This is a genomic window from Actinoallomurus rhizosphaericola, assembly GCF_024055675.1.
GTDB classification, from domain to species: domain Bacteria; phylum Actinomycetota; class Actinomycetes; order Streptosporangiales; family Streptosporangiaceae; genus Actinoallomurus; species Actinoallomurus soli.
In genome coordinates, this window is the sequence record NZ_JAMXMW010000030.1 from 54,068 (window position 1) to 75,495 (window position 21,428).

General features: G+C 66.6%; 13 protein-coding genes. 7 read left to right on the forward strand and 6 right to left on the reverse strand.

The window, feature by feature from the left end; genetic code table 11:
• Nucleotides 1–396 precede the first annotated feature (396 nt).
• The 3 genes from NE234_RS41210 to NE234_RS41220 all read left to right on the forward strand — a co-directional run bounded on the left by NE234_RS41210 (nucleotide 397) and on the right by NE234_RS41220 (nucleotide 4,388).
• Complete coding sequence (locus NE234_RS41210; RefSeq protein ID WP_252786600.1) at nucleotides 397–3,522, forward strand: CHAT domain-containing tetratricopeptide repeat protein; 3,126 nt, start codon at nucleotides 397–399, stop codon at nucleotides 3,520–3,522.
• Nucleotides 3,523–3,685: 163 nt separating this feature from the next.
• Entirely contained in the window at nucleotides 3,686–4,243 is a 558-nt protein-coding gene (locus tag NE234_RS41215) for a hypothetical protein (protein ID WP_252786601.1), read from the forward strand.
• Nucleotides 4,218–4,388, forward strand: a complete 171-nt coding sequence (locus NE234_RS41220; protein WP_252786602.1) for a hypothetical protein — start codon at nucleotides 4,218–4,220, stop codon at nucleotides 4,386–4,388. The genes NE234_RS41215 and NE234_RS41220 overlap by 26 nt, the downstream gene beginning before the upstream one ends.
• Before the next feature lie 1,154 nt (nucleotides 4,389–5,542).
• Here the strand turns inward: NE234_RS41220 and lipB are convergent.
• The 3 genes from lipB to NE234_RS41235 form a co-directional block, all read right to left on the reverse strand.
• Nucleotides 5,543–6,184 (reverse strand): lipoyl(octanoyl) transferase LipB, encoded by a 642-nt coding sequence (gene lipB / locus NE234_RS41225; RefSeq protein WP_406567138.1) that lies wholly within the window; start codon nucleotides 6,182–6,184, stop codon nucleotides 5,543–5,545.
• Between the two features lie 69 nt (nucleotides 6,185–6,253).
• Nucleotides 6,254–7,060, reverse strand: coding sequence for a PaaI family thioesterase (locus tag NE234_RS41230; protein ID WP_252786604.1), 807 nt, complete (start codon nucleotides 7,058–7,060; stop codon nucleotides 6,254–6,256).
• Nucleotides 7,061–7,171: 111 nt separating this feature from the next.
• Nucleotides 7,172–7,783 (reverse strand): TetR/AcrR family transcriptional regulator, encoded by a 612-nt coding sequence (locus NE234_RS41235; protein ID WP_252786605.1) that lies wholly within the window; start codon nucleotides 7,781–7,783, stop codon nucleotides 7,172–7,174.
• 64 nt (nucleotides 7,784–7,847) lie between these two features.
• Here NE234_RS41235 and NE234_RS41240 point away from each other — a divergent pair, with 64 nt between their 5' ends.
• The gene (locus NE234_RS41240) at nucleotides 7,848–8,753 is read left to right on the forward strand and encodes an alpha/beta fold hydrolase (RefSeq protein ID WP_252786606.1); all 906 of its coding nucleotides are present in this window, start codon (nucleotides 7,848–7,850) and stop codon (nucleotides 8,751–8,753) included.
• A 74-nt stretch (nucleotides 8,754–8,827) separates the two neighbouring features.
• On the opposite strand, the gene NE234_RS41245 is transcribed toward NE234_RS41240, so the two are convergent.
• Both NE234_RS41245 and NE234_RS41250 read right to left on the reverse strand, forming a co-directional pair.
• Complete coding sequence (locus NE234_RS41245; RefSeq protein WP_252786607.1) at nucleotides 8,828–9,229, reverse strand: hypothetical protein; 402 nt, start codon at nucleotides 9,227–9,229, stop codon at nucleotides 8,828–8,830.
• 802 nt (nucleotides 9,230–10,031) lie between these two features.
• A complete protein-coding gene (locus NE234_RS41250; RefSeq protein WP_252786608.1) occupies nucleotides 10,032–10,982 on the reverse strand; it encodes a hypothetical protein in 951 nt (316 codons plus the stop codon).
• Between the two features lie 360 nt (nucleotides 10,983–11,342).
• Between NE234_RS41250 and NE234_RS41255 the strand changes: the two genes are divergently transcribed.
• Entirely contained in the window at nucleotides 11,343–12,521 is a 1,179-nt protein-coding gene (locus NE234_RS41255) for a hypothetical protein (RefSeq protein ID WP_252786609.1), read from the forward strand.
• 389 nt (nucleotides 12,522–12,910) lie between these two features.
• Nucleotides 12,911–16,414, forward strand: a complete 3,504-nt coding sequence (locus tag NE234_RS41260; RefSeq protein ID WP_252786610.1) for an ATP-binding protein — start codon at nucleotides 12,911–12,913, stop codon at nucleotides 16,412–16,414.
• A gap of 455 nt (nucleotides 16,415–16,869) precedes the next feature.
• Here NE234_RS41260 and NE234_RS41265 read toward each other — a convergent pair whose 3' ends face one another.
• Complete coding sequence (locus tag NE234_RS41265; RefSeq protein ID WP_252786611.1) at nucleotides 16,870–20,037, reverse strand: hypothetical protein; 3,168 nt, start codon at nucleotides 20,035–20,037, stop codon at nucleotides 16,870–16,872.
• A 708-nt stretch (nucleotides 20,038–20,745) separates the two neighbouring features.
• Here NE234_RS41265 and NE234_RS41270 point away from each other — a divergent pair.
• Nucleotides 20,746–20,901 (forward strand): hypothetical protein, encoded by a 156-nt coding sequence (locus NE234_RS41270; protein ID WP_252786612.1) that lies wholly within the window; start codon nucleotides 20,746–20,748, stop codon nucleotides 20,899–20,901.
• Nucleotides 20,902–21,428 lie beyond the last annotated feature (527 nt).

The following is a 21,428-nucleotide window of genomic DNA, read 5'->3' on the forward strand; positions in this document are numbered from 1 at the left end:
AACCTCCTCCAGCAGTTCAGCGATCTGCTGGAGGGCCTCCTGGCGGGGTTGCCCATGCGGGGAGGCGAGTGCTGTCAGGAGTCGCTGCAACGGGGAGGACGGGTCGGTGCCGTCATCGCCGAGTATGGCGCGTAGCTCCTCCAGGTGCCGGCACACATATCCCAGGCCGGTTGCGGTTCGAGCGGCTCGTGATGGTGATGTCAATCCGACCTCCAAGCACCAGTGACGTTCAGGCGAACCGGCATTGTGAGGCCCTTCGCCGGGCAGCGATTCGGCCACGTGCGGCCATCGTGACCTTATCCCCGGCAACACGCCCCAGGATCGGCAATGGGGTGACTAGCCTCACCGGAGGCGGAAAGGGCGCCGGGTCGGCCCGGCGGGCACGGGGAGAGGCATGTGGAGGCAGAACAGGAACACGCCCGTGAACCGCGTGCTGCGCTGCAGGCCGCGGTGGCGGCCCGGTTGGCCCGGGTCGAGGAATCCCAGGACCCGACACCGGTTCTGGAACCCGAGGCCGTCCAAGACGCGCACAGGCTCACCAGCCTGCTCTCAGAGAACGATAGTGACCTGCAGTCTCGATATCTGCTCGGCTGGCTCCACTGGTACCGCTACCAGGCACTTCCCGAAGGCCAAGACCAGCACGATCTGCACGCCGCAGTTGATCTGCTCACCCATTGCTTCGCCGCCGGCGTTGAACCTGAGCAGCTACCCGCGCCGCTCCTGGCTCTCCTCGCCGACCGAGCCGCCCCCATCGCCGCGGCGCTCCAGTCGACGCTCGGCCGCGCTGATCAAGTTCTGCTTTCGGCCAGCGTAGAACTGTGGCAACGCATTCTTGCCGCTACCCCCACCGACCACCCCGACCGGGCGATGTACCTGAGCAACCTAGGGTTCGGGCTGGGGGTTCGGTTTGAGCGGACGGGGGCGCTAGCGGACCTGGAGGCCGCGATCCAGGTCGGGCAGGAGGCGGTGGCCGCCACCCCCACCGACCACCCCGACCGCGCGGCGCACCTGAGCAACCTGGGGGCCCTGCTGCGGGCCCGGTTTGAGCGGGCGGGGGCGCTAGCGGATCTGGACACCGCGATCGACACCTTTCGCGAAGCCGTGGCCGCTACCCCCACCGACCACCCCAACCGGGCCGGACGCCTGAACAACCTGGGGAACGCGCTGGGGGTCCGGTTTGAGCGGACGGGGGCGCTAGCGGACCTGGAGGCCGCGATCCAGGTCGGGCAGGAGGCGGTGGCCGCCACCCCCACCGACCACCCCGGTCGCGCGGTGCACCTGAGCAACCTGGGAGGTGCGCTGCAGGTCCGGTTTGCGCGGATGGGGGCGCTAGCGGACCTGGAGGCCGCGATCGACTCCTTTCGCGAGGCGGTGGCCGCTACCCCCACCGACCACCCCGACCGCGCGGCGCACCTGAATGGCCTGGGGGGTGCGCTGAAGCGCCGGTTTGAGCGGACGGGGGCGCTAGCGGACTTGGACACCGCGATCGACTCCTTTCGCGAGGCGGTGGCCGCTACCCCCACCGACCACCCCAACCGCGCGATGTACCTGAATGGCCTGGGGGGTGCGCTGCAGGTCCGGTTCGAGCGGACGGAAGCACTAGCGGACCTGGATGCCGCGATCCAGGTCGGGCAGGAGGCGGTGGCCGCCACCCCCACCGACCACCCCAACCGGGCGAGGCGCCTGAACAACCTGGGGAACGCGCTGCGGAGCCGGTTTGAGCGGACAGGCGCGCAGGACGATCTAGAGGCGGCGTTGTCCGCTCATTCGCTCGCAGCTGAGGTTGATTCGGCGCCGCCGTCATTGCGTATACGTGCGGCACGTGCGGCTGCGGCGTTGTCTGCACGATCCGAACCCGGTCGGGCGGCCAAGCTGCTGGAACGCGCGGTATGGCTACTGCCCGAAGTGGCCCCGCGTCGGCTGGAGCGTGGTGACCAGCAGCATGCGATCGGCAGGTTCGCCGGGCTGGCCGCGGACGCCGCCGCGCTGGCACTGAACGATCCCACTACACCCGCATCCCAGCGCGCAGCAGTGGCGCTGCGGCTGCTGGAGGCCGGCCGTGCGGTGCTGCTCAGCCAGGCGTTGCACACCCGCGGCGATCTGAGCGATCTCACCGAACACCATCCCAACCTGGCCGCACGCTTCACCCAATTGCGTGACCTGCTCGATCAGGTCTCCGACGCCCCCGCTCTCGCCCCAGCCATCGGCGGTACCGGTGCCGGTACGGGGTCTGACCGTGCAGCGAATGACCGGCGGCAGTTGGCCGAGGAATTCACCGGCCTGCTGACCCGGATCCGGGCCCTGGAGGGGTTCGCCTCCTTCGCCCTGCCCCCTGCCACCAGCGAACTCCTGGCCCAGGCCAGCCACGGCCCGATTGTGGCGTTCAACGTGAGCCGCTACCGCAGCGACGCTCTTCTACTCACCCAGGACGGCATCACCCACCTGCCCCTGCCCGGCCTGCCGATCGACACGCTGATCGACCAGATCAACACCTTCCACCGAGCTCTGCACGCCACCGGCCACGGGCGCACCTCACAGGACCGCCAAGCGGCACAACTGCAGTTGAATCAGGTCCTGGGGTGGCTATGGGATAACGCCGCCGGCCCCGTCCTGGACGCGCTGGGCCACCACCACCCGCCAGCACCGCACCAATCCTGGCGGAGGGTGTGGTGGGCTCCCGGGGGACTACTGGGCCTGCTGCCCCTGCACGCCGCCGGCCACCACACCACCACGCCCGATCCCGCCGCCCGCGCCGTGATGGACCGGGTCATCTCCTCCTACACCCCCACCATCAGCGCCCTGCGCCACGCCCGCCGACACTTCTCCACCGCCGGCCCGGCCGTCGCAGGGCGAGCGCTGATCGTCGCGATGCCCACCACACCCGGCGTCCCCGGCCGCTTGGACTACGTGCCGGAGGAGGCCCGCATGCTCGCCACCCGTCTGCCCGGCTCGGCCACCCTTATCGAACCCGACCTCGGCTCCTCCGGCACCCCGCCCCAGACCGCTACCGGCGCAGTCGCCGCGACCACTTTGCCGACCAAGGCCAACGTTTTGGACCTGCTGCCGGCCTGCTCGATCGCGCACTTCGCCTGCCACGGCGTCAACGACCCCGAAGACCCCTCCCGTAGCCGTCTGCTCCTGCACGACCACCACACCGCCCCGCTCACCGTCGCCGCCCTCGCCCCCGTCCGCCTCGACCACGCGCAACTCGCCTACCTGTCCGCCTGCGAAACCGCCCTGACCACCAACACCGAGCTCATCGACGAGGCAATCCATCTGACCTCAGCATTCCAACTCGCCGGATACCCCCACGTCATCGGCACCCTGTGGGCCATCAACGACACCATCGCCGCCCAGATCACCAAAGCCTTCTACACCGCCCTCACGACCAGCACCGCGCACGGCCCCATCATCGAGTTGGGCCAGGCAGCCCACGCCCTGCACCACGCCGTCCGGTCCATACGCGCCAAATTCCCCGCCACCCCCTCACTGTGGGCCGCCCATCTGCACGCGGGCGCATAGACCAGGTGAAGCCCAGGCAACCCAGTCCAACGAATACGAGGTCCAGCCCAAGCAAGCCCAAAACCGACATTGGGATGATCTTGGAAGGGTGAGGCAGTGGACCGTGTCCTGGTCTGTCTGAGAGGTCTGGTCAGCTGTTCGCCGGGGCGGCGGTTTTCTCGTCGTGTCCCTCGAAGGCCACGAATCGGCCCGCACCCGCGGCAAGACCATCGGCGGCGCCACCGTCACCGACGCGCCGGGCAGCCTTGTCGAGCGTGCATCAATGCGCGTTGTGTACGTGGCCGCAGCCGACGCCGCGGTGCTGGAGAACCTGGCGCGGGTGCTGGCCACCACCGACGACTCCGATGTCGCCGACGCCGCCGAGCTGGTCCTGGACGCGCCCAACATCGCCACGACCCGGCCAGTGCGCGCCCTGGCCGTAATCGCCCGCCGGCTGTTCAAGCTCGCCAGCACGGACCGGGTGCTGACGGCCGACCAGCGGGCGCTGGCCGACCTGATCGAGCGCACCGCCGCGGCGATCGACGGCCTTCACATTCACGGATGCGCCTGGGTGAGGCGACGCGGCAGAGGCCGGCGCCTCACCCCACGGCGATTCGCCATCGAGCTCTTGGCGATGGCTATGTCGGCGGGGTTTTCGGAGGATCGACGTACCGCCGAAGATCGACCGGAACGATCAGGCCCTTCTGGATCGCCGTGTGGACGTTCAGGTCGTGCGGCGTGACGCCGTCGACCTGGGCGAGCGCGCTGTACTGCTTCCACTGCTGGAGCCTTTCGAAGACCACGTCGAGGCCCAACAGCAGGGACGCGATGCCGAACATGACGGTCGCAACGACGGTCCCGCCGAGCGCGAACCCGATCACCGATGAACCGGGCGCGGCCGCCGCCAAGCCGACGCGGCGCACCACGGTCGACCCCGTGGGCCGGGCCGAGGAGGGCGCGGTCCCCTCCCCATCGGGTTCCCGCTTAGCCATCGCGGTCGCTTCCCGGAGTCGCCAAGCAGGGGGTATCTATGCTCATAGGGCGGCTCTCCTTTCAAGCTCAGAGTCGACATGTGTGTGGCGGCTCCCCGTTGGGGCGGGGGGCCGCCTCCCGTCCTGCGGGAGACAGCCCTACGAACCGTCGATCTCATTAGACAGACGGCCCCCGCTATTGCCGTGACACCGCCCCTAACAACGCGCATGCCGCTCTATAGCGCGGCTCTGGGTGACGACCGTGTCGTGTGACTCCCTACCGTGGCTGGATCCGGCCACCGGGACGACGACGCGGCCACGCCCACCAGGACGAACGCCGGAGCTTCATCGATGCAGGTCCTGCCGGCCAGGCAGCGGCGTCCATCAGCTCCCGGAACTGGCATCTCGTCGGCGGCGAACCGGCAGGTTCTGAACGATCTTTGCGTAGTAGTACTCGTCCGCCTCTGCGCGCTTCTCGCAGGCCCTGCCGGTACGGCCGTGATTTCCGCGATCAACCTGCAGCCGCGCTCCGGCGACGTGGCATGAGAAACGACCATCCACGCGACCCGGGCATCCCGTAGCCTCGGCGCACGCCGCCGGTCAGAGCCGAGTCCTCCATCATTGACAGCTTCGGCGCGTCGTCCTGACCCGTGCGTGTACGACTCTCGGCGCCGAGGTGGTCGCCTGACGCATCGAGTCGGCAATCTCACGCCCCGCAGGCCGGCACCTCAGGGGTGACGAATGAAGGAGTCCGCCCGGCGAAGGTGACCTGCTCATCGATTCTCCGCAGGGCCCGGTGCTGTCGATCACCAGACATGCCTCGGCGGAGGGCCAGCACCCGCGGTCTCCCGACCGGCCATGCGGCTGCGGGCGACGAAGGTGCCGGTCGATGAGCGCGACGAACTCTGAGGCTGAAGCGGCCTCGCGAAGGATGCAGTGGGTGGCCGCTCTCCTCGGCCGACAGCCTGCGGCCCCCGCCCGGTCCCCGCAAGCCGGGGAACCTCACCCGGCCGGCTTGCGTTTGCATGATCGTCTGTGGCGGCCGAGACGGGCTGATCGCCGATTCCCGTTTACGTGGCCCCGAGCGATTCGGCGATGCTGTCGCGTACCGTTTTCTCGGTGGGTGTGTGCTTCCCGTCGGCGGCGGCCATCTCGGCCAGCGAGGTCATCACCTCGTCGGGCAGCCCGCAGGCGGTGAACGTGTCGAATACCGTTAGGTCAGGCGCGATGTTGAGCGCGAATCCGTGGCTGGTCACGCCACGACGGATGCGCATGCCGATTGAGGCCAGTTTCTTGCGGTCGGGTGTCCAGATGCCGACGAGGCTCTGCGCCCCTGGGGGCGTGTCCCGCCGCACGGTCCGGAAACCCAATGAATCCAGCGCCGTGATCAGACCTTCCTCCAGCCAGCGCACGATGTCGCCGGGGCCGCGCTCGCGAAGGTCCATCACGAGATAGCCGACGAGTTGTCCGGGACCGTGGTAGGTCGCCTGCCCGCCTCTGTCGACCTCGACGAGCGGAATCGAGGATCGGATGGGGAGTTCGTGCCGCGGGGTCCGTGAACCGTAGGTGATGACGGGGGGATGGGTGAGGAGGACCAGGCGGTCCCCGATCAGCCCGCTCTGCCGCTGCCGCACCCACTCGCTCATACGCGCCAGAGCGTCGACGTACGGGAGCTCTCCCAGGTCGATCCGCTCCAGCCGGCGTACGACCACCCGCGAAGTATTTGTTTCCGCCATCCGTCCTTCACTCTCCAGGGCCGTCCCGACCGTGTTCAGATCGGCTCAGGCGTAGCGGTAGACCATGGATCCTCGCGCGCGAAGCCGGCGTGTCATGCCGGTGAAGACGTCGATGTCGCACCAGAAGACCCGATCATCGTGTGCTCGGAGCCTCGCACGTGCGACGACGGCGCCGTCGGACGGCTCTCCGGCCAGCTGAGCGTGCAACGCGATCGTCGCACCGCGTGGCGACGGGCGCGAATGAGTCCACGGCACACTGGTACCCGCAAGATCGATCAGGGTCAGCAGGGCGCCCTCATGGATTCGTCCCCGGCCGTCGAGGTTTCGCTCCACCGGTGCCATGGTGATCTCGATGGCGCCGCTCTCGATGCCCTGGACGTGCAGGCCGCGTCGGGTGAGGAACGGGATCGCCTCGGTCTGTTCGGCGAACTCGGCCGGGTCTCCGAGAAGTGGCGGCATGGGTTCGACGACGGATTCTTCGCGTCGCGCGGCAGAAAGCGTGCTGGACGCACCGGCGATCACCGTCCCGGACCCGTCGCGGATCTCGGTCTGATAGAAGCCGAGTTCCCGCGCGCGGCGCAGGGTCGAACTCGACGCCGTGAACACGCTGCCGAGACCGGGGCGTGCGTAAGTGACGTGCAGTGACGTGGTGGCCGGGTCCAGATCCGGGTCGGAGGTGCGCATGGTGGCCTGGGCCGAGGCCATCGCCAGCGCGGCAACCGCCCCACCGTGCAGCGCTCCGGCCGCGGTGTGCGGCTCGGCCACGTTCAGGACGGTTTCCCCCTCAGACCACTGCACGCCCAGATCGCGAAGGAAAGGGCTTTCGGCCAGCCATATATCCCTTTTGCTCATCGGGTGACCACTTCCGATAAGAATACGAGCCGTCAATTCCCAGGAAACCATGACGCATCGGCAATGAGCGCCGGTGTAACGGGACCTGGCCCGGATGTGGCGGCCCGGTGATCATCTGGAGCGGATGAAGAGCCGGTCGAGGTAGTAGGTAAGGATCGCTTGGGCGGCTTGGCTGTCATGTTGGCCGCCCAAAATACCAAGCGCCAAGCCGTTGGTGAGTGCGAGAAGGCCGGCGGCGATGCGTCGTGGATCGTCGTGAGCGGAGATAACGCTGCGCTGCTGAGCCCGGCGGATCTGATCGGCCAGGAACCGCTCCATCGCGTTGGGATGGGTCAAGGCGTGGCGGGTCGCCTCGTTCGGCTGAGTGATCGCCAGAGCGTAGTAAGCGTTGTAGGCGAGCATGATCTGACGGCTCTGCTGGTCTGTGGGGAGCACCGCGCACAGGGTGGTCTCCAGGACCTCACGTGGCTCGACTGTGGTCGTATCCAGCGGATCGAGTCTTCCCCGGACACGGTTCCAAAGCTGCTCACCGAGATAGGGCAGTGCCTGCAGCAGGAGTTCGTCCTTGCTGTTGAAGTAGTACTGCACCAACGGCACCGAGACACCGGCCTCTGCGGCGACATGGCGCATGGTGGCTGCTGCCAGCCCCTGAGTGCCGGCGATGCGCAGCAACGCCTCGGCGATCTGCCGCCGGCGCTCTCCGTGATCTACCTTCCTCGGCACGCGGCTTCCCTCTAGCTGACACTCGTCATACAAAGGTATTAATACAAGCGTACAGCATTCGGCCATGGAGGGCACGATGGCAATGAGCAATCCCGAGAGCCGCATCGGCCGGTTCCGCAACCCGAAAGCCCAGGCCAAGTTCTACGCCGCCTACGACCAGGCATGCGATCGCCTATGGATCGAGCCGCGAGAGACCCTCGACATAACGACTCGATACGGGAGGACCCGTGTGTACCGACATGGCTCCGCCGACATCAGCGCCGCACCGATCGTGCTGCTCCCTGGGGCACTCGGTAACGCACTGATGTGGTACCGGCATGTCCCGCTGCTCGGCGAACGGCACACGGTCTACACGCTGGACACCGTTGGAGAGCCAGGCCGCTCAATCCAACGAGCACCGATCCAGAACGGACGCGACGGCGCGGCATGGCTGCAGGAGACGCTCACCGGTTTGAACGTGCAGCGCGCCCATCTCGTCGGTTGTTCCTACGGCGGCTGGTTGGCCATTCACCACGCGATCAGTGCGCCCACCCGGACCGCTACGCTGTGCCTAATCGATCCCGCCGGACTCGCCCAGCCGAGCGCCAGGTTCTTCGCATGGATGTTCGCCTGCGGCATCGCGGGCCTGACACCCGCTCACATTCGCCGTCACGCCGCTCGAATCCTGGGCAACGGCACCCTGAACGAGACCGAACTCCTGCGCGTGGGCCGATCGGCCGTCGCGTTCGTACGCCGGCTACCACCGGCGCACGTCTTGTCCGATGATCAACTCCGTGCGGTGACCGCTCCAACCCTGCTACTCCTCGGGCAGCACAGCACCCTCCATGACCCGGCCAAAGTGCGCTCCCGAACCCAGGCTTTGATCCCCGACGTCCACTGTGAGATCGTCCCCGGCACCGGGCATGCTCTTCCCATGGAACGCCCCGACCTGACAGCCGCTTGGATCAGCGAGTTCGCCGGGACTGTTTGAAGGTGGGGGAGCCATGATCACCCTTCAGTTCAGAGCGATGTGGTCGCGGCACCGGCGGCTCGGTCGGGGCGGTCTCACCAATGGCACGGGTCCAGCCCAAGTAAGCCCAGAACCCACGTTGGGATGATCTTGAAAGCAGGCCTTTGATGGTGGACCAAGCGGTCCTCGACCAGCCGCGCTGGTACCTTCCCGCCCGGCAGCTTCCGTGAGCGAAAACCCAGCACCTGCGGCAGCGTCTTCATCGCCTCCAGGACCGGCTCGCCTTCGGCGGTGGCGCCGAGGGCGATGACCTCGCACAGCATCGGAACGAACCCGCGCACGGTCGCGATCCGCTTGGTCAGCTCGGCCCGCCATTCCCCGTCGGATCGGCGCCCGGCGGCGGGGTGATGTGGACATGATCCCTCCGAGGAGATCACCCACTTCTCTCGCCGCCGCTGATTCTGACGCGATGCCGAAATGGTGGGTCCGGACGCCATCGAGCACCACGCTCGTCATGAGGGGCCCGTTGTCGGCGCTGTCGCGTGGCGGTTCGTCGGGGAGTGGATAGCCGCCATCCGGCCAGGGGCCAGGGCCGTGAAGTGCATGCAGAGCAAGAGCGTGGGCCAGGAAAGTAGTCCGGTCATCAACGGGACGACAGTCCAGCTCCCACTCGCCGGGCTTCACCGGCTGGGGCGCAGAACGCCCTTTCCGTAAAGAACCATGTCCCGATCAGTGCACCCGCCGAGCAGAACCGCAAAATGACATCGGGCGCGGGCCCTCAGGAGTAGGTGCGATGCATAGTCATACAAGCCCAACGGCCCGGCTTGGGTGCTCCGCGGGTGCTCGTATGTCGCGGTACCACCCGGCAGCACCCGGCACACCGTCGGGCTGATACGCCAAGAAGGGAATGGCTAACGCAGACTGAATGGCACGTAGTGGTACCGTGAGATAGAGCGCGGTAGCGCGTTGAGTAGGGAATTCTCGCAGAGCTGTGGACTTTTAATCCGCAGCTTCGAAGTCGCAGGTCACGGGTCCAGGTCAATCCCGACATATCGAAAGTCGCAGGTCACGGCTGTTGTCGAGGGTGTGAGAGGAGTGCAGTAAGCCGTGATTCCTGGCGGCTGCTCAATCTCGTGGGCTTAGGCAGATCGTAGGCAGTTCATCGGCATCCGGCCGATTGGTGCGTTCGCTAATCTGCCTACCTCGCGCTGAATCTTCGTCACGCCGCCGTAGCGGCGCTACCGGCCCCTCGAGCTGAAGGGGTGCTTACCGAACCCGATGCCGTCAACGGCCGGGGCTCTACTGGCGGTAGACGTTCTCGACCCGTCGATGGTGCGTCTCGCAGAGCGCGAAGGTGCTCTCACTGCCGCCGACCTCCCGTACGCGCGTCGACCACACAGCTGGCGCGTCGCAGAACCATGAGCATCTGCCGGACGCCCCGCGGCCTTTGTGTCCGTGCAGTGCCGGGTCATAGGGGCGCGACCACAACACTGCGCGTTGGTCTGAGCCGGCTCCTGCCAGCCCGTCATAGGAAGGTGGTTCATGGGTCGTCAAGTCGATGCCGTTCGGAGTCCATGTCGCCTGCAGTGGCCATCGGGCACCGGCGGCGACCAGCCATACCGTCACGGGCTCGCTCTCGCATAGACGGCGCAGTGCGAGGTACTTGCGGCCGGCGTTCGTGGCGGGTGCCTGTCCGTTGGCGTCGTTGTACTGCAGCCAGGCCAGGAGCAGCTTTTCCAGACTGTCTTGTCCGGTGACGCGTGCCTTAGCTTCGACGGCCAGCACGACGCGGTCCTGGCGGTCGAAGCCGAGGATGTCGAACTCACCGCGTTCGAAGTCCAGACGATCGGCGGGCCAGCCGTAGGTTGCGGCCAGTTCGCCTGCGGCACCGATCTGGATTAGGTATTCAAGGTTCACGTACGGTCCTGCTTGCCCACGGCTGAGCAGTGCGTAGCGCCCAGGGGGCGTCTTCGGGCGCACGCAGGTGAGCGTGACGAAGCCGGCCTCGTCGACGACCGCGAGCCCTCGGTCGACCGTACGGAGGAACGCCGAGGCCTCATCCGGATGCAGACCGCGGCGTGGTGGCCTTAGCGCAGAGGGGATTCCTCCGGGTGCCAGATGCGCGAAGTGGGCAGCACAGCGTTCGAGCAGCGCGCGAAGCCGGACAATAGACGGGTCCTGCTCCGCCGCTGGCAGCGCGGCAGCCTCGCCGACGCGTGCTGCGACCCACTCCTCATCGACCACCGCCATGTTTACTCCCTACCGTCGGCGTACGGTCACATGATGGGCGACGCCACCGACAGCTGTCAGGGGACCGGGGATGCTTCGCCAATGCGGAGTCGATCCGTCGGAACGCCAGCAATCCACATCGAGCCCGCGTGATCTCAACTGGAGGGAATGGCCGTTCTCGCAAGAGCACCGGTGCACGGGAGGCGGTCACTGACCGCGCCACCTGCGGGGACCCCCATTCCCGCAAGCTCTTCACCAACGCGTCGCGCGTACTTCTCAAGGCTGGGCATCGTCCGTGGCTCATTCTGGCCGTGGTCCGGATGTGGACGTCGGGCTCATATGCCTCCTTCGCTGGACGTGGCGGCTCGTACGGTCGCCCTTATGAGCGATGAGGGGGACGGGAAGCTCGAGTCTCGACGGAGGCATGAGGCGGCAGCGGGTCTGTGGCCGATCGGCCGGGCGTTGACGATCGCCGGCATCGGTGCCGTGGTGGGGCTCGCGGTGGTCACCGTGGTGGCGCTAGCGATGCTGGGATTCCCTCGCCTGGGCGCGCACAGGGCGCTGTCTGTGGGTGACCTGCTAGAGATGCTGAAGCTGGTGCTGGGCACGGTGGCGGGGGTAGGGGCGCTGGTTGCGCTCGTGATGAACTACCGCAAGCAGCGCCTGGCTGAGGTCAGCGAGGTCCGTGAGCAGCAGCGCATGCTGCACGAGCGACAGCGCGCGGACGATGACCGGGTGCGGGTGTTCAACGAGCGGTTTGCCGCTGCGGCTGGGCAACTCGGCCATAGCGAGCCCGAAGTGCGACTGGCCGGGGCTTACGCGATGGCTGGCCTGGCCGACGACTGGGCCGATGGCAGACAGACGTGCATCGACGTGCTGTGTGCCTACGTGCGCATGCCGTACGAGCCCGACCCGAGCCCGGATGCTCCGGCCGCCGAGCGGCTGGTGTTTCGACGCAAGCAAAAGATCCGCCATGCCATCATCGCAATCATCACTGCGCACCTGCGCGTCGACGCCCGCGTCTCCTGGCAAGGGCACGACTTCGACTTCACCGGTGCCCGCTTCGACGGCGGCGACTTCAGCCACGCGCAGTTCACCGGCGGCAAGGTTCTTTTCAGCGAAGCAGAGTTCGTCTACGGTAGCCGGGTCACCTTCTTCGACACGACGTTCGCTGGCGGCAAGGTCTTCTTCGACAGCGCGAGATTCGCCAGCGGCGCCGTGGTCTCCTTCATAGACGCTACGTTCGCCGGCGCCGAGGTCTTCTTCGTCGACGTGTGGTTCGCCCCCGGTGAGGTCTGCTTTACCCGCGCCACGTTCGCGAATGGCATGGTCACCTTCACCGACGCGGCGTTTGCGGATGGCGCGGTCACCTTCGCCGACGCAAGGTTCGTCGGCGGCACGGTGTCCTTCGCCGACGCCAACTTCGGGAACGGCGAGATAGATCTCCGCTATGTTGCGTCGTGGGAGGTGCCGCCCGTATTCCCCCATGTAGAATTGACGGATCCGCCAGCGGGATTGTTGCTGCCACCCGTCGCAACTCCGTCCGCCAAAGAGGCGTAAGAGCCCGCCCCTCGCGCTCGGCGGAACCGGACTCAGGCAGCCGTCGGTAACCACCCCGACGAGTACTGCCATAGACCGCTGTGCTTCAACCATGTTGGCAGACTGAGCGGGCGTCAGGTCGTGGGAGGCCGAGGGTGCCCCATCTTCGACTCGAGAATCGCTGATCCCGCAGGAATAGGCCTCATCGCTACGCCTTTCGGCTGGGGCCTGGCAGGCTCTAAACCGCCAGGCGACCGGAACGGCTAGCGGTGCTGGAGATGGTTAGTCATGAGTGCTCCTGCCGGGCTCGGACAGTCGGTCTTCGTGCTGATAAGCCCTTCGCAAGGAAGGATGGGCCGTAGTCGAAATCCAGGTATCTGCACGACAGTATCCGCTGGTACGTTGAGCGGGTGGTCGAGTCTGGAGCGGCGGATCCGGTCGTGATCGAGCCGATGGTCAACCGGCGTAAGCTCCTTGATTTGCTGGCGCTGGAGGCGGAGTACCCGACGCTGGACTTCAAGGAGTCCTGTGACCTGAGCAAGGGGTGCGCCGACCGGAAACGTAATCAGGTGGAACTGGCCAAGGACGTTGGCGCGATGTCCGCCAGCGGTGGATTCCTCGTGATTGGCGTAGACGAGCACGGTGTTCCCACCGGGGCCCTTACTCCGGCTCAGCTCGAGTGCTTCGACGAGGCGAGGCTGCGACCGATGTTGCTGACCTGGCTGCCTGACACGCTAGAGATCCGGTCACAGGTCCACGAGGTCGACGGCAAGCAGGTCGCCTTGATCTATGTGGCACCTAACCCGGAGGGGATCGCGTTTTTCCGCGCTGACGGTCAGTACCCCCACGGTAAGGACACCAGGACGGTCTTCCGGCAAGGCGAGGCGTTCTACCGCGAGGGTACCCAGAGCCGCCGTATGAGCCAGCGGGGTTTCAAAGAAGTCATCGAGCGCCGCGTTCAGGCTGATCGACAGCGGGCTCGCTCTGTCGTGGCGAATCTTGCCGGGGTCGACGGGCTGACCGTGTCTGCTATGGCGGCGGCCGACCCGTTCGACCTTGGGGTCCACCAGACCGTTCCGGTAGATCTGGGCGGTTCCGATGTCGGCCTGTCGGTGTATCTGCCGCGTCCGCACGATAAGGAGCTCCGCGAGCGCATCAATCTCGTGGCTGACCCACACGGGCGGGGGTCCTCGCTGCTGGTGCTGACCGGTGACTCGAGCGTGGGGAAGACCCGCGCGCTATGGGAGGCGGCCCGCGCTGTGGTGCCCGGCTGGCGGCTGGTCGCCCCATTCGACGCCGCCGAGCTCACCGCGCTTTTGCAGGCCGGTGGTGTTACCTCCGAGACGGTGCTGTGGCTGAATGAAACTCAGCGTCACCTGGCTGGCCCAGATGGCGAACGTGCCGCCCGTCTGCTGCGCCGAGCATTGCGCGAAATCCCCCGCCTGCTCGTGCTCGGCGCTATGTGGTACGACCCGTACTGGGAGCAACTGACCACACCTGGCGGCTTCCCAGACAACCATCCCGCCGCGCGGGATCTACTCACCGGCCCGCGGACCCATCAGATTCCGGTGCCTGACCACTTGGACCCCGACCAACGGAAACAACTCGCTGAACTGGTCCTACGGTCGGGCGCGACCAACGCGGACCGCAGCCTCGCCCAGGCACTGAAAGCCGGCAGTCGCGACGGTCGCGTCATCCAGCACATCTCCGGCGGCCCCGAACTACTGGCCGCCTACCTGCACAGTACTGTCAGTCGTCGAGGAGGCCTGTTCACTCCAGTCGAGCATGCTTTGATCACCGCGGCGCTCGACGCCCGCCTGCTCGGCCATACCCACCCGATCCCCAGAGAGTTGCTGACCGCGGCCGCCGACGGCTACCTCACCCCCTTGACCCGCCCCGACAGCCCTGACAGCTTCACCACCGCGCTCGGTGACCTCGTCCGAGGGTGGCGAGGTGATGGTGAGCGCACCGATATCCGGGCGACCTTGACCGCGCTGACCCCCGTTCGCGCCCGTACCGGAGATCCGCCCGCCTACAACATCGATGACTATCTACTGCAGCACGCCGCACGCCAGCGCGCCGACAAGTTCCCACCTGGAGCATTCTGGTCCGCCGCCGTCCACGCACATCCCGCGGACCAGCCCGCGCTCGCAAACGCCGCGCGGAGCCGTGGGCTCTACCGCACCGCCGCGCGGTTGTACACGAACGCCGCTATCCACGGTGATCCCCGCGCCGCGCATGCACTTGTCGACCACCTGCACGCGATCGACCCAGCCGACCGCCGTCCAGCTGCCTGGGCCGCCGCGCATGTCTCCGTCCATGACCCAGTCGCCGTAGCCGAGTTGCTGGACCTACTACGGCAGATAGGGGATAACGAACAGGTGCATGCGCTCGCTGAGCGGGCCGCCGCCCATGTATCTCTCGAGAATGTGGACGCCATTGGGCTGCTGCTGAAGAAGCTCCACGACATAAGCATTAGTGAACAGGAGCGTCGGCTGGCTGCGCGGGCTGGCGCTCACGCCTCAGTCAATGACGCGCGCGCCACCGGGTGGCTGTTGGAGTGTCTGTGGAGGGCCGGGGCGAACGAGCAGGTAACCATGCTGGCTCAACGGGCCGTGCCGCACGTCCCACTCAACGATCCTTACGACGTCGCCGCGCTGGTCAACGGACTGCATAAGGCTGGGGCCCGTGAGCAGATCACCGCGCTGCTTGGCCGTTACCCCATCGCGCGTGTTCCCCTCGACGACCTCGGCGCCGTAGGGGCGCTGCTGGACTGCTTGCGGCGAGTCGGGGCGGGCGAGTATCTGCGGGCGCTAGCCGAGCAGGCCGTCAAAGACGTGTCCCTCGAACACCCGGTTGCCGTGGCTGAGCTACTAGACAAGCTCCGGGCGGCCGGAGCGGGCCAGCAGGTGGACGCCTTGCTGGCCCGTGACCCGGCCGGACACGCTCCACTCGATGCCCCATACGCCGTGGCGCGGCTACTGCGTAGTCTGCGGCGTGCCGGTGCGGAAGAGCAGATATCCGCCCTACTCGCCCGTGATCCGGTCGCGCATGTCTCCCTCGGCGACCCCCATCACCTGACTGCGCTGTTGAATCGGCTGCTGGAACTCGGGATGGGAGAGCAAACGACGCTACTCGCTGAGCGGGTGGCTGTGCACGCTCCTGTCGAGGATGTCGAAGGCATAGCGGTGCTGCTGAACAGGCTCGGCGAAGTCGGGGCAGAGAAGCAGGCAAGGCAACTTGCTGAGCGGGTGGCTGAATACGCTCCTGTCGATGATGTCGAGGCCGCAGCGGTGCTGCTGAACAGGTTCGACGAAGTCGGAGCGAGGGCGCAGGTGACCAAACTGGCTGAGCGGATCGTCATGCAAACACCACTCGACGATCCGGACGCCGTAGCCGCGCTACTGCACAGCCTCCTTGGAAGCGGGGCCGACGAACAGCTCACTGAGCTGCTGAACCGTAACCCCGCTGCTCATGCCAACCTCGAAAAAACATACGGCGTAGGGTCGCTACTGGAGGCTCTGGAGAAGGCAGGGGCGACTGAGCAAGTCGCGGTGCTGGCCGGGCGTGCCACCGCTCGAATCAGGCTGGATGACCCGTTTAGCGTGAGCAGACTCTTGCATAGCCTGAACAGGATTGGGCTCACCAGGCAAGCTACCGTGTTGGCTGAACGTGCCGGCACCGAAGATTTTCACATCAGCGAGCTAACTTCGCGCGCCCTGCTGAGGCAGATGCGAGTAATCGGCGCAAAAGAACAAGTCGACATGCTCCTTCAGCGACTGCCCGCAGCAGGCCAATTCGATCTCTTCCTTGAAGAATGCGATCAAGTCGGGCGATTTCGATTCGGGAGAGAACCGGGTGGATCTCCGGCGGCACCGTGGGGCTGGGATGACCTCGACACCAGGTTGATGTAGAAGCCGCATGCTCGGCGGCTCATACTCCGCGTTTGCGTCTGGTCATCGGACGGTCTAGCGCCGCTCCCGGCACATGGATCGTTTGATCTACCCCAAGCCGGAATGAGTCGGCCATAGGTATCTTGGCCGATGGCGTCGTACGGTCGCTTCGCCTAACTGTGCGATTCATCCCCCACGCCGACTGCGTAAACGTGCAGCGCCTATTCGGTTGTCGGCTTAGCCGTGTGCGTGCGCCCACAGCAGCGCGGTCACCACCATGACTCCCACATCGAGGTCACCCCACGCCCGAGGCGTGACTCAGGTGCCGAGTCGCCGCCGGACCGGGCTTGTAGTGCACGTGAGACGGCACGGCCCGGTGGCGCCGAGCCTCCGGACAGAGTTTGTCTCAGATCCCCGACGTCGGCGCCATAGGGTTTAGTGCTGCCTTCGCCGTTGGCCGGGCCGGGATCTGGCTGTTAATCCAAGTCGTCCCACGCCCAGGGTGCTGCGGGGCTCCCGTCGGGTTCCCGCCCAAACCGGAACCGTTCCGGGTGATCAACGAGTTCGCAGAACTCGTCAAAGCTGCCGGCGGCAGGAAGGCGTTCGATGACTACATCGCTCTGAGCTTGGTCTAGAGCTTCCAGGAATAGGGCGATCCAAATGTTGTCTAGCGGTGTGCATGCTGCAGCCCGCTCGCCGAACACCGCGGCTTGCTTATCCTGCCCGACCTCCCGCAGGGCGTGCAGCACGTGGTCCGCGGATCCGTCGCAGGGGGCGTTGGAGGCGATGTATGCGGCCAGAGGAGCGACCTGATCCTCCGCTCCGACCTTCCACAGCGCTTTCAGCAGTTCGGCGACGGAGTATGGGTAGTTGAGGGGAGTGTGGGCGGCGGGGTTACGGGCCAGCAGCACGGCGAGCTGATCATCCGTGCCGATCTCCTGGAACCTGCGCAGGAGATCCGCGACATCGTGTGTGTTTTCAAGGAGTACATGGGCGGCGGGATTACGTGCCAGCAGCACGGCGAGTTGATCCTGCGCGCTGATGATCGACAGCACCCATACAAATTCCGCCACAACCCATGTGCACTCAAGCGGGATTTCTGTCGCCGCGCGTCCGGCGAGCAGAGCAACCTCATCCTTCGCGCCGAGTTCGTGCAATTCGGTCAGCAGTTCGCCCACCGTCTCGATTGGGTCGTCGACGACCATACCGGCGGCGGCACGCTTGGCCAGTATGAACGCCGCATCCTCTGCTCCCACCTCCCGTAGCGCGCGTAGCAGCGAAGCCACCGCGGACGGGTAGTCGAGGGCAGCGTGGGTGGCGGGGTTACGTGCCAGCAGCACGGCGAGTTGATCTTCCGCGCCGATCTCCCGCAGCGCTTCCAGCACTTCGGTCACGGCGCCAGGATCCTCGAGAGGGAGGTGGGAGATGACGCGAGCGGCCAGCATGAATGCCTCGTCTTCCGCCCCCTCCTCCCAGAGCGCGCGGAGCAGAGAGACCACGGCGCGCTGATCATCAACCGGTGCAAAGGCGGCGCTTCGCTTGGCAAGCGTGGTCGCCTGCTCTTTGGCCCCAACCGACCAGAGGCTAGGCAGCAGTTCCGCCAAGGCGTACGGGCGGTCCAGCGGGGCGTAGGTGGCGGGGGCACGTGCCAGCAGCACGGCGATCTGCTTCTGGGCCGAAGCCAACCGCAACTCGGCCAACAGTTTGGCTACCCCATATGGGTTGTCGAGAGGGGCGTGGGCGGCGGGATCACGGGCCAACAGCTTGGCAACCTGGTCGTAGGCCCATCTCTTTTGTAGCTCGCCGAGCAGCAGGGCGACGGTAGCCGACTTGTCGATAGGCACATGGGCGACGGCCCAATCGGCTGGGCCGCGATCAAAGCGGTCCCGGGTAGACACGTGCTGGACCAAGAGGAGAGCGGCCTTGGCGTCGCCGTAGGCGGCGGCGTCTTTGTACAGTTGGGCGGCGTCGCGGTATAGACCCCGCTTCCAGGCTGCCTCACCCAGGGCTGTCAGGTCTTCGGGGGCAAAGTGGGTGACGTTCCGCGCGGCCGTGGTCCAAAAGTCGACTGGGGGGATCTCATCGCCGCGATGGCGGCGGCCATGCTGGTCGAGGTAGTCGGCCAACCGGTACACCGGTTCGACCCCTATACCTGTCGTGGGGCGGTTGGCGACCGTCCGGCTGGGGCGCTGGTTACGGGGAGTTCCAGTCTTGGCCGCAGTCATGATCCCGGAGATGCCGTTGCACGGTGTGGTCACGTAGTCCAGCGCGAGCCCCAGCCAGTCGCCGGGAGTTTGATCCCAGTGATCTTCAGTGAGATAGCCAGGCGCGGCGCCCGCCAGCAGCGCCAAGGGAATGCGCGGTCCGCAGCCGAGGCGGCGGGCGTCCATCGCGGCGTGGATCAATGCTTTGGTTGCCGAAGGTGCGGTCTCATATCGGTCGAGTAGGACCGGTACTCCGGCCAGGTATTGGGCGACCTGGCCGGCGGAGGCCCGGTCGGCTGCTTCGTCCAGCCGCGGATCCTTCAAGGACTGGATCCTTAGCGCGTCCAGGTCGGGCCCGGTGAACACGTCCGGGACGGTGATGCGCCGGGCGGTAAGCAGTTCCCGAGCGTGGGGGTGCAGGTCCGGTTTGATGGGGGCGGTGAGAGCGTTCCAGTGCTGCGGCCACAGCGTAGCCAGGACCAGCACCGGGCCGAGGTCACGGCGGCGGAGCAGTTCCCGCAGCCCTGCGGCCACACGCTCACCCAGAACCGGGTCCGCCAGATAAAACTGGGCCTCATTCAGCCACACCACCGTGCGCGGCCCGATCTGCGGCAGGCCGGCGAGTGCGGCCTCGGCCCGGGTCGGGTCGATCGGATGCCATACCCGCCATCCACCCGCCTTCCGCAAGGGAACCAATGCCTCCCAGCAGGCACGGGTCTTACCGGTCGAAGACCCACCCACCAAGACAGCGAGGCTGCTCGTTCCGGCGGCGGCCTGCGCCACCACCTCACCCAGCTCACGATCGTGCTCACGCCACACGTACGGAGGCAGCTGTGGCAGACCCGCCACCGGCGCGGCGATGGCATGATGCACCTCCAGGTAGAACGGGTCGGTCACCTCGTTCAGGGGCTGGCCCGGTTGAATCCGCTCCAGCACCGCTCGGCTCTGCTCGGCCTGCACCCCAGCGCTGGTGGTGTCCGCCCGGCGGTGAGCCTCGGCCAGGTAGGCGCGGCGCCAAACTTCCTCATCCCACAGCCCGGCTGCTACGCCGACGCGCACCGTCCCGGCCCGCTCAGCCTCGGCCCGCACGGCCCGCACAATGCGCAACACCCCATCGGGCTGCTGAGGGAAAGTGCGCCCGGAAAGCCAAGCGCCGACAGTGGTCGGGCTGACCGTCGCCCTGGACGCTAACGCCCGATTCGATGGCATCCCTCGCAGCTGAATGTCACGGAACGCGGCCAGGCCGCGCAACAGCGCGCCGAAGTCCGTCCCCGCCCCAACCTTACGATCTTGTATCACGCACTCTCCCGACCGTTCCGCCTGATCCCGGAAACGGTTCATGATCACCTGACCTGCCTTATGGTCATCCGGACCATCCGTCCGGAACCCTACGCCGAAGCCCAGCCCATCATCGATGATGCGCGGGCAAGCTTCCGCCACCTTGAGTCTGTGGCCATCCAGTAGTTCGCGGGCGTGGGCGCGCGGGCCCGGGTCGGTTCGAGTCCCCAGAGCGCTCCAGCGGACCGGCCGTAAGGTGGCCAACACCAGCACTAAGGCTTGGCCCGGGACACGCAGAAGCTCCCCTGGCCCGCGGCGACGCATTCCCCGCGCGCCGGATCGGCGAGGCAGATTAGGGCCTCGTTCAGCCACACTCCGTGTACGAGCCGATTCGCTCCCAGGTCGGTCAACCCGGCATCCGATCAAGGTAGGGCGATCGGGTATCACAGGGCCATTCCGCGCCCAGCGCTCCGCGCGATCAGTCCCGACCGGCGGCGAGCTCACCTCAGCAGTACTGGCCAGCGCCCGGGCCGAAGACTGTCTCCCCAGCCGATCACAGCGGACGCCGCCAGCTGGATGATCAGGTCCGCGAAGTCCTGCCCTTCCGGAGAGTTCTATTGCGGTATCCACCACTCGCTAGCGCCGGGCGTCCAGTCCGCCACTAGACACCCTTGCCTCCGCCGACTGGTATGCCTCGGACCTTAGGCCGGCCATCAGCCGGTCCGCATCGGATGTGTCCAATCTGCGACGCGACTCCTGCTGGACGGTCAGGTGGACGGAGATCGTCGACTCGTCCACGGCCCTGAGGAGGGTCTTAACCCCTCTGCGTAGCTGGGAGGTTCCATGAGTTTGGCCGAAATCTTGTCCTTGATGCTCGCCGTGTCTAGCGCCCTCAACATCGGTATCAGCGCGGGGCTGGTCGCCCGCGCTACCCGCGTCGGTACCGCGAGCGCGGTCCTGACCGGCGCGGGGGCTGCAGCGACAGCCCTCGGCCTCTACTTCGGCGCCGTCGCCGCCTATCACTGACGATCTGCGGGCAGAAGGGCTGTATAGGTTCGGCGGACCGCATGCGGCCTGGTCGCCTACGCGTAAGCAACCAGGCCGCCTGCGGTCGGTGCTGCCCTGCTAGTTGCCGCAGTGGTGGTTTCATTCTGGCCAACCGCGGCGCCGTCATCGGAGCGGCCAAGGTGTGGAGGTGAACCAGACCAGCGGAGAGGTCGCCGAGATCGTTACCGACGACGAAGGAGGTGTCCACTATGGGCCCACCCGCTGATGATGGCGCTGGTATGGGTGCCGTCGGGACCTCCGGTCGACGGAGAGCCCCGGTCGCCCAGTCGTTCCGGGACCGCGCTCCGTTCCCTAACGCGCGTTGGTTCCGATGTATCTCTCGGCGCCGCTACTGAGTAATCGGATCGGCGGTTCTGGCGTTCCATCACGCTGATTCGATGTGGTGACGCGGACACCTCAATCAGGCCGCAACTAACTCGCTGTCGGGTCGAGACGGCACGTTGCCGAAGAATCCCTTAACTTTGACAAAGTTCCGCACGCGGAGG

Coding starts and splice junctions, on each gene's coding strand:
- NE234_RS41255 (WP_252786609.1), top strand. CDS start 11,343: ATGAGCGATGAGGGGGACGGGAAGCTCGAGTCTCGACGGAGGCATGAG.
- NE234_RS41245 (WP_252786607.1), bottom strand. CDS start 9,229: ATGGCGTCCGGACCCACCATTTCGGCATCGCGTCAGAATCAGCGGCGG.
- NE234_RS41230 (WP_252786604.1), bottom strand. CDS start 7,060: ATGAGCAAAAGGGATATATGGCTGGCCGAAAGCCCTTTCCTTCGCGAT.
- NE234_RS41270 (WP_252786612.1), top strand. CDS start 20,746: ATGCTCGCCGTGTCTAGCGCCCTCAACATCGGTATCAGCGCGGGGCTG.
- NE234_RS41250 (WP_252786608.1), bottom strand. CDS start 10,982: ATGGCGGTGGTCGATGAGGAGTGGGTCGCAGCACGCGTCGGCGAGGCT.
- NE234_RS41240 (WP_252786606.1), top strand. CDS start 7,848: ATGGAGGGCACGATGGCAATGAGCAATCCCGAGAGCCGCATCGGCCGG.